Origin of the sequence: Brevundimonas sp. (genome assembly GCF_036399195.1) — a bacterium.
Lineage (GTDB): Bacteria > Pseudomonadota > Alphaproteobacteria > Caulobacterales > Caulobacteraceae > Brevundimonas.
In genome coordinates this window covers 1-7,091 of sequence record NZ_DASWNO010000227.1, presented here as the reverse complement: position 1 = coordinate 7,091, position 7,091 = coordinate 1, and the positions used below count along the sequence as shown (strand labels likewise).

The following is a 7,091-nucleotide window of genomic DNA, read 5'->3' as shown; positions in this document are numbered from 1 at the left end:
CTACCGCGGCGCGCGTTTCGCCAATATCCGCTGCAGCGTCCGCCGGTGCATGCCCAACCGGCGCGCGGTTTCCGAGACATTGTGGTCGCACAGCTCATAGACCCGCTGGATATGCTCCCAGCGCACCCGGTCCGCGCTCATGGGATTGTCCGGCGGCTCGGGGGCCTCGCCGGTCGAGAGCAGGGCCTTGACCACGTCGTCGGCGTCGGCCGGCTTCTGCAGATAGTCGACGGCGCCGGCCTTCACGGCGGCCACGGCGGTGGCGATGGCGCCGTAGCCGGTCAGCATGACGATGCGGGCGTCGTCGCGGCGCTCGCGGATGGCTTCGACGACCTTCAGGCCGTTGCCGTCCTCCAGCCGCATGTCCAGCACGGCGAAGGCCGGGACGGTGCTCTTCAGCGCTTCGTTGGCTTCGGCCAGCGACGCGGCAGTGGTGACCTGGAAGCCGCGGCTCTCCAGAGCGCGGCCCAGCCGGGTGCGCAGGGCGTTGTCGTCGTCGAGCAACAGCAGGGTCTTATCGGCGAGGGCGGCGATCCGGTCTTCAGCGTCGGGCATCACAGGTCTCCTGGGGCCTCAAGTCGGTAAAGGTACGGGCGCGGTCAAGGTTCAGACCGGGGGTGCGACATCACGACGATATTTCGAGCGACGGCCGCGCCCACCGCACCGCGACGCGGGCGCCCTTCGGCTGGCCCCTGCCGCCGTCGCCAGAGCCCACCGTGACCTTGCCGCCGGTCCGCTCCAGCAAGGTCCGGGCGATGAAGAAGCCGAGGCCCATGCCCCCCTGGCTCGGCGCGATCGGTTCCGGCTCGGGCGGCGGCGCGGCCTTCCGGCCCTTGCGACCGGGCGCGGCGGCGGCGACCGAAGCCGCGATCTGGGCCGACAGGGCGCGGCGCGCCTTTCCCTGCGGACGGCTGGTCACATAGGGCTCGCCCAGCCGGGGCAGGATGTCCGCCGGGAAGCCGGGGCCGTCGTCGACCACCTCGATCTCGATGAAGCCGGCGTCCACCAGGGCCTGCACCCGCACCCGCGAAGCCGCGAAGTCGGCGGCGTTCTCGACCAGCGTCGACAGGCCGTGGATCACCTCGGGCAGGCGGCGCACACGCGGCGCCGGCTCGCCCGAGGCGGTGCGAACGAGAACCTCGAACTGCAGGTCGAAGCCGCGGTGCGGTTCGGTGACCTCTTCCAGCAGCGCCTTCAGCCCGACCTCGGCGAAGGCGGCGTCGCCTTCCTCCGGCTGCTGCGACAGCTGTTTCAGGATGTCGCGGCAGCGTTCGGCCTGCTGCAGGATCAGGGCCGCGTCCTCTGCCGCCGGACCGCCCTTGGCCGAGGCGCGCAGCAGCTCCTTGGCCACGACCTGAATGGTCGCCAAAGGCGTTCCGAGTTCGTGGGCGGCGGCCGCCGCCAGTCCGCCGAGGGCCGCCAGCCGCTGCTCGCGCTGCAGCACGTCCTGCGTCGTCGCCAGCGCCAGCTCCAGCTTCTCGGCGTCGGCGGCCACGCGCCAGGCATAGGCCGAGGTGAAGACCACCCCGGTGAACAGCGCCAGTCCCGTTCCGAAGCGGTACAGCGGCGGCAGGTCCAGTTCGGTCCCGGCCTGCCACGGCAGGGGCATGGAGAAGAAGAACAGGCTGATCGTCGCCGCCAGCACCAGCAGCCCCATCAGCGCCGCCTGCCGCCCCGGCAGCGAAGCCGCCGCCACCGTCACCGGGGCCACCAGCAGCAGGCAGAAGGGGTTCTGCAGCCCTCCGGTCAACGACAGCAGCACAGACAGCTGCAGGATGTCGAAACCCAGATGCGCCGCCGTCATCCGTCCGTCGGGCAGGGAGCCGTCGACCCGCTTGAGCCGCGCGGTGGCGTTCAGGTTCATCGCCACGCTGGCCGCGATCACCGCCAGACATCCCCACAGCGGCAGGTCAAAGTGGAAATAGAGGGTCGCCACGGCCACGGTGGCGGTCTGGCCGGCGATGGCCATCCAGCGCAGGATCACCAGCGTCCGCAGGCTCAGCCCCCGGCTGCGGCGCGGCAAGTTGCGCCAGCCGGAGAAGCGCCCGCTCTCTCCCGGGAGGTTCGACTGCGGCAAGGCGGGGTCTTGGGGCGGGCTCACCGGTCTTCTATAGACCGGTCGCGCCCGTCGCGCGCGCCTTCGAGGGGACCATGATGCCGCGCCGTTCCATCCTGCTGTTCGCCGGGTTCTGCATCGCCCTCGCGATCGGCGTCGCCACAGCCACCGTGCTGACGGTCCGGGATCGCGAGGAGTCGACCGCCGCGCCGGTGACCTCCACGGGTCAGCCGTCCGTCGGCGGGCCGTTCCAGCTGGTCGACCAGGACGGCCGGACCGTCGATCAGACGCTGCTGAACGGCAAATGGTCGCTGGTCTTCTTCGGCTTCACCTACTGCCCCGACTTCTGCCCCACGACGCTGGCGGCGCTCGAGGCGACGAAGAAGCAGCTCGGCGCCAGAGCCGACGACGTCCAGATCGTCTTCATCTCGGTCGACCCGGCTCGGGATACGCCGCAGTCTCTGAAGGACTATCTCTCTTCGGACGGCTTCCCCACCGGCGTCGTCGGCCTGACCGGCTCGGAGGCGCAGGTGAAGGCCGCCGCCGACGCCTACCGCGCCTACTTCCAGAAGGTTGGCGAGGGCGAAGGTTACACCATGAACCACTCCCTGACGGTCTATCTGATGGGTCCGGACGGAAAGTTCAGGACCGCTCTGGCGCATGATCTCGGGCCGGAGCGGGCGGCGCAGCTGATCGAACGGACGATGGCGCGGGGCTAAGCGCCCCTTTCGCTTCGCTCAAGCCGCCCTAAATCTTTTTGCAGTGCGGCGCGTTCTATGGTGCTCTGCCATATCCGGCGGGGGCCGTTTCAAGGATTCCATGCTCTATTCGCTTCACGAGCTCGCCTACCATTCGGCGACGCCGTTCCGGTTCGGGGCCCAGATGGCCCGGCAGTTCTGGAGCTCTCCGTTCAACCCGGCGTCCGACACGGCCCTGGGCCGCACGGCCTTCGCCTCGGCGGAGCTGTTCGAGAGCGTGACGCGCCGCTACGGCAAGCCGCTCTGGGGCCTCGACACCATCACCATCGCCGATAAGCCGGTCCGCACGACCGAGCAGGTCGTCTGGTCCTCGCCCTGGTGCCGGATGCTGCGCTTCTCGCGGCACATCGGCGACCTGAAGCGGGCGGGCAAGCCGACGGTCGCCCCGGCGGTGCTGATCGTCGCCCCGCTGTCGGGCCACTACGCCACCCTGTTGCGCGGCACGGTCGAGGCCTTCCTGCAGGACCACGACGTCTACGTCACCGACTGGGTCAACGCCCGTCAGGTGCCGATGCTGGAGGGGCGGTTCGACTTCTTCGACTACATCGATCACGTTCGCACCATGCTGGGCGTGATCGGCCCGCGCGCCCACGTCGTCGGCGTCTGCCAGCCGGGACCGCCGGTGCTGGCCGCCTGCGCCCTGATGGCCGAGGACGAGGACCCCAACCGGCCGGCCTCCATGACCTTCATGGGCTCGCCGATCGACGCGCGTCTGTCGCCGACCGTCACCAACCAGCTGGCGGAGGAGAAGCCGTTCACCTGGTTCCGGTCGAACATGATCCATACCGTGCCGTGGCCCTATCCGGGCTTCGGGCGGCGGGTCTATCCGGGCTTCGTCCAGCTCTACAGCTTCATGTCGATGAACGAGGAGCGACACCTCGACGCTCACCGCGAGTATTTCCAGGATCTGGTCTCGGGCGACGGCGACGGCGCGGCCAAGCACGAGCAATTCTACGACGAGTATCTGTCGGTGCTGGATCTGACCGAGGAGTTCTACCTCCAGACCATCGACATCGTCTTCCAGCAGCACCTGCTGCCGCAGGGCCTGCTGGAGCACCGTGGGCGCAAGGTCGATCTGACGAAGATCGCAGACATCGGCCTGATGACGGTCGAGGGCGCCAACGACGACATCTCGGGCGTCGGCCAGACGCAGGCGGCGCATACCCTGTGCACCGCCCTACCCGACAGCCGGCGCGAACTGTATGTGCATCCGGAGGTGGGTCACTACGGCGTGTTCAACGGGCGCCGGTTCCGGGACGACATCTATCCCCGCGTCCGCGACTTCATCGCCAAGAACGAGGCCCTCTGTGCAGTACCGGAACGGCCAGCGGCTGCCGCTTGACGGCCTGCCCGCCCGGCTGTCGGTCAATCCCCGCGCCCGCCGCCTGTCGATCCGCATCGACGCGCGCGCCGGAGAGGCGGTGCTGATCGCGCCCTCCGAACGCAAGCTGGCGGACGTGATCGCCTTCGCCCGAACCAAGACGGGCTGGATGCGCGAGCGGCTGGCTGCGCGGGTCGAGGGCGCGCCGCTGGAGCCGGGCGCTGAAGTCAGCCTCTTCGGCCGCCCCGTGAGGCTGGGCGCCGTGGGGGGAGCGGGCGCCGCCCGGCTCAGTGAAGACGGTCAGACCATCCTGTCAGGCGGCGAGGGCGAGGCCTTCGCCCGCCGGGTGGAGAACCTGTTCAAGCGGGTGGCGCGCGAGACGCTGCAGGCCCGCACCGAGGTCCACCTTCGCGCCCTGGGCCAGCGGCCCGTGAAGATGTCGATCGCGGACCCGAAGTCGCGCTGGGGTTCGTGCAGCCCGCACAACCGGACCATCCGCTATAGCTGGCGCGTGGTCATGGCCCCGCCGGCGGTGATCGACTACCTCGCCGCCCACGAGGTCGCCCATCTGGTCCACGCCGACCACAGCCCCGCCTACTGGTCCGTCGTCGAACGCCTGATCGGCGACCACCGCCCGCACCGCAAATGGCTGCGAGAGCACGGGCCGGCGCTGCACGCGGTGGGACGATAACCTAGAAGAACAGCGGCTCGGGGCGGCGGTCCGATGGCGGACCGCGGCCCTGCTGCGGCGGAGTCAGCTCGCGGTCGCGGTCGGGCTGCGGCTGAGGGGCCGTCGGACGAACCAGCGGCGGGCCATCCTCGGGTCGGCGCGGCTCCAGCGGCCGGTCTTCCGGCGCGAGCGGCTCGTCGCCGGGCGGGGAGTCGCCGAACAGGTCGCCGATCTCGCCGATCAGGTTCTCGACCGCGCTGGGCGCCTGCCAGCCTTCGGGCATGGCGGGCCCGTTGGGGATGGCCGGGGCGTTCAGGCGCGGCAGGGCCGCCTCCATGAAGTCGCGCCAGATCGCGGCGGGAGACGTGCCGCCGGTGACCCCGCGCATCGGGGTGTTGTCGTCCTTGCCGACCCACACGGCCGTCACGAAGCCGCCGGTGTAGCCGACGAACCAGGCGTCCTTGTAGTCCGAGGTCGTGCCGGTCTTGCCCGCCAGGTCTCGGCCCGCGATCTGGGCCGAGCGACCCGTGCCCGAGGTCATGACCCCCCGCAGCAGCTGGTTCTGATAGTAGAGGAACGGGTTGGAGATGGCCTGCACCGCGCCTTCGCCGCGGGCGGCCTGCTGATAGATGACTCGCCCTTGCGGCGTGCGGATGCGGCTGACGCCATAGGCGCGGACCCGCTTGCCGCCGTTCGCGAAGGCGTCATAGGCCTGAGCCATCTCGATCGGAGACACCTCGACCGCGCCCAGCGCCATCGACGGCTCCAGGCCGATGCGGCTGGTGATGCCGAGGCGGCGGGCCGTCCGCGCGACGTTGTCGCGGCCGATCTGGTCGGCGAGCCCCGCGGCCACCGTGTTGACCGACTGGGCCACCGCCGTGGACAGGCTCATCTCGCCGGCGAAGGTTCCTGAGTAGTTCCGCGGCGACCAGGCGCCGATGCTGATCGGGGCGTCGTTGACCCGGGTCTGTGGCGTGTAGCCGCTCTCCAGCGCCGTCAGATAGACGAACGGCTTGAAGGCCGAGCCGGCCTGGCGCCGCGCGTCCGTGGCCCGGTTGAACTGACTGTCGGCGTAGGAGGCGCCGCCGATCATGGCGCGGACCCGGCCCTCGCCGTCCAGCGCCACCAGCGCCGCCTGCTGCACGCCCTTGGAGCGGTCGCGCTGCAGGATGCGGTGCACCGCCCGCTCGGCCTGGGTCTGGAGGGTCAGGTCCAGGGTGGTCTCGACGATCATGTCCTCGGTCGGTTCGCCGACCAGTTCGCGGATTTGCTTGTCCAGCCAGTCGACGAAATACTGGGCGTGCTGGTTGGACAGGGTGCGCGACACCCGTACCGGAGAGGCGGCGGCCTGATTGCGCTGCTCGGGGGTGATCACGCCGGCCTCGACCATCTCGTTCAGGACGACCGTGGCGCGGACGCCCGCCCGCTCGCTCGCGGAAACCGGCGAATAGCGCGACGGCGCCTTCAGCAGGCCCGCCAGAAGCGCGGCTTCGCCGATGGTCAGCTGGCTGGCGTTCTTGTCGAAATACCGCTGCGACGCCGCCTCGATGCCGTAGGCGCCGGCGCCGAAATAGACGCGGTTCAGATAGAGGGCGAGGATTTCGTCCTTGGAGAATTTCATCTCCAGCCACACGGCCAGCATCAGCTCCTGAACCTTGCGCTTCATGTTCTGGTCGGGGCTGAGAAACAGGTTTTTGGCCAGCTGTTGCGTCAGGGTCGAGCCGCCCTGCACCACCCGGCCGGCGCGCATGTTGGCCGCGACGGCCCGCGTCATGCCGATCGGGTCGAAGCCGGGGTGGTGATAGAAGCGGCGATCCTCCACGGCGATGAAGGCCGCGGGCACATAGTCCGGAAGCGACTCGAGATCGGCGGGCGGGGCCTGCTGCGTGCCCCGCACCGCGATCAGCGAGCCGTTGCGGTCGAGGTAGGTGATCGAGGGCTGGCGGTCGACATTGTAGAGGGTCGAGGTGTCGGGCAGGTCGCGGGCGAACACCGCGAAGAACACCACCAGGAAGATCAGACCCCAGACGGCCAGCACCGTGAGCCAGTAGAGCAGACGCTTCAGGCCGGAGCGCGCAGGTCGGGGAGCGCGGCCGGGATTGCCCTCGCGCCCGCCGTGGAAGCCGGAACCCGCCATCGAAACCTCATCTAACCTGGACCGGTCCTAGCCGATCAGGCGTCCAACGGAAACGCCCCCGCGCCGTTCACAGAAGCGTGAGGGGGCATTCCGCCGAAACGATGACGCTTCGCGCCTATTCGAGAAAGGCGTTCACCTCGGCCGCGAAG

General features: G+C 69.8%; 6 protein-coding genes. 3 read left to right on the top strand and 3 right to left on the bottom strand.

Annotated features, from left to right (window positions below):
• Together VGB60_RS09995 and VGB60_RS09990 are read right to left on the bottom strand one after the other, a co-directional pair.
• Complete coding sequence (locus tag VGB60_RS09995) at positions 1-555, bottom strand: ActR/PrrA/RegA family redox response regulator transcription factor (protein ID WP_331038115.1); 555 nt, start codon at positions 553-555, stop codon at positions 1-3.
• Between the two features lie 70 nt (positions 556-625).
• On the bottom strand, positions 626-2,101 hold the full coding sequence (locus VGB60_RS09990) for an ActS/PrrB/RegB family redox-sensitive histidine kinase (protein ID WP_331038114.1): 1,476 nt from the start codon (positions 2,099-2,101) through the stop codon (positions 626-628).
• Positions 2,102-2,154: 53 nt separating this feature from the next.
• On the opposite strand from VGB60_RS09990, the gene VGB60_RS09985 reads away from it, so the two are divergent.
• The 3 genes from VGB60_RS09985 (at position 2,155) to VGB60_RS09975 (ending at position 4,826) form a co-directional block, all read left to right on the top strand.
• Entirely contained in the window at positions 2,155-2,775 is a 621-nt protein-coding gene (locus VGB60_RS09985; protein ID WP_331038113.1) for an SCO family protein, read from the top strand.
• A gap of 100 nt (positions 2,776-2,875) precedes the next feature.
• Entirely contained in the window at positions 2,876-4,156 is a 1,281-nt protein-coding gene (locus VGB60_RS09980) for a polyhydroxyalkanoate depolymerase (RefSeq protein ID WP_331038112.1), read from the top strand.
• The gene (locus tag VGB60_RS09975) at positions 4,122-4,826 is read left to right on the top strand and encodes a M48 family metallopeptidase (protein WP_331038111.1); all 705 of its coding nucleotides are present in this window, start codon (positions 4,122-4,124) and stop codon (positions 4,824-4,826) included. Before VGB60_RS09980 ends, VGB60_RS09975 begins: the two co-directional genes overlap by 35 nt.
• 1 nt (position 4,827) lies before the next feature.
• Here the strand turns inward: VGB60_RS09975 and VGB60_RS09970 are convergent, their stop codons facing one another.
• Positions 4,828-6,942, bottom strand: a complete 2,115-nt coding sequence (locus VGB60_RS09970; RefSeq protein WP_331038110.1) for a PBP1A family penicillin-binding protein — start codon at positions 6,940-6,942, stop codon at positions 4,828-4,830.
• Positions 6,943-7,091: the final 149 nt, after the last annotated feature.